Here is a 213-nt window from a genome sequence, read left to right on the forward strand (position 1 = left end):
CACGGCGACGTGTGGAGCTGAATGATACTAATCGGTCGAGGCTTTGATCTAGTCTAATGGTTTGTATGAATTGATGAGTCTTCAGTTTTCAGGGAACAACCCTGAAATGGATTGACACGCCCTCGAGGCGATGTTAATATTCTTTTGTCTGGTGGCGATAGCGAAGCGGCCACACCCGTTCCCATGCCGAACACGGAAGTTAAGCGCTTCAGC

1 rRNA gene is annotated in these 213 nt (G+C 49.3%); it reads left to right on the plus strand.

Annotated features, from left to right (window positions below):
• Positions 1-147 precede the first annotated feature (147 nt).
• Positions 148-213 (plus strand): 5S ribosomal RNA (gene rrf / locus KNP60_RS15685); the annotation flags it as partial.

Source organism: Exiguobacterium sp. s5 (assembly GCF_018618075.1).
In the GTDB taxonomy this organism is placed as follows: Bacteria; Bacillota; Bacilli; order Exiguobacteriales; family Exiguobacteriaceae; genus Exiguobacterium; species Exiguobacterium mexicanum_A.